At 61.1% G+C, this 1226-nt stretch carries 1 protein-coding gene; it reads left to right on the top strand.

The genetic code is table 11. The annotated features are described in order from the left end of the window. Positions 1–58: 58 nt before the first annotated feature. Positions 59–1219, top strand: coding sequence for an IS30 family transposase (locus OQE56_RS20070; RefSeq protein WP_267226858.1), 1161 nt, complete (start codon positions 59–61; stop codon positions 1217–1219). Positions 1220–1226: the final 7 nt, after the last annotated feature.

Genomic DNA, 1226 nt, shown 5'->3' with positions numbered 1-1226 from the left:
TGCGACTTCAGCCGGTCAACGCAACACACTATAGACGCGCAAGCGGAAGGAGTGTTGCATGGCACCCAGAGTCCGAAGGCACATAACCGATAGCCAGAAGGCGGTGATGTGGGAGCGCTGGCAGCAAGGGGAGTCGCTCCATCAGATCGCCCGTTGGCTGGGGCGAAGGCATTCGTCGATACGTCGAGTGTTAGCCCAGACCGGCGGGATTCGACCGCCGCCACGCCACCGCTCGTCACGTGCCCTGACGCTTGCCGAGCGCGAGGAGATCTCTCGATCCTTGGCGCTTGGGCACTCGCTTCGATGTGTGGCCGCGCAGTTGCATCGGGCCCCTTCGACGATCAGTCGGGAGATTCAACGCAACGGCGGATGCGACGGTTACCGCGCCAACCAGGCTGACCAACGGGCGTGGGATCAGGGCCGCCGACCCAAGGTCTGCAAGCTCAGGCGGCACCGCGTACTTGCCGGTGTTGTCGCCGCCAAGTTGCAACAACGATGGTCGCCGGTGCAGATTGCGGGCTGGCTCAAACAGCGATCTGGCGGCCACGAGGAGCATCAGGTGTCGCACGAGACCATCTATCGCAGCCTCTTCATCCAGGCCCGCGGTGCCTTGAAAAAAGAGCTTTTGGCGCATCTTCGACGCCCGCGCACCATGCGTCGATCCCGTCACCACACGCAGAAGACGGACAATCACGGCCAGCTCACCGGCATGGTGTCGATCCGCGAACGTCCCGCCGAAGTGGAGGATCGGGCGGTGCCAGGACACTGGGAGGGCGACCTGTTGATGGGAAGCCATCAAAGCCAGATCGCCACGCTCGTCGAACGCCACACGCGCTACGTGATGTTGGTGAAGGTGGCCAGCAAGGACACGCAAACGGTCATTGATGCGCTGATCAAGCACGCCCACAAACTGCCTCGCGAACTCTACCGATCACTCACGTGGGATCGAGGCAAGGAGATGGCTGACCACCAGCGCTTCACGTTAGCCACCGATATCCAGGTCTACTTCTGCGATCCGCAGCATCCGTGGCAGCGCGGTTCGAACGAGAACACCAATGGGCTACTTCGCCAATATTTCCCCAAAGGCACGGACCTGTCGGGTTACTCGCAGGCTAAACTCGACGCCGTGGCTCGGCAATTGAATGAGCGTCCAAGACAGACACTCAACTTTGAAACACCGGCCGAACGATTCCAGCAATGTGTTGCAATGACCGGCTGAAGTCGCA

This window comes from Dyella silvae (genome assembly GCF_026421305.1).
Taxonomy (GTDB): Bacteria; Pseudomonadota; Gammaproteobacteria; order Xanthomonadales; family Rhodanobacteraceae; genus Dyella; species Dyella silvae.
The sequence above is the reverse complement of the archived record's forward strand: the minus strand, read 5'-3'. Positions and strand labels throughout refer to the sequence as shown.

What these genes read in the sequence shown, in the direction of transcription:
- OQE56_RS20070 (WP_267226858.1), top strand. Translation starts at nt 59, where the DNA reads ATGGCACCCAGAGTCCGAAGGCACATAACCGATAGCCAGAAGGCGGTG.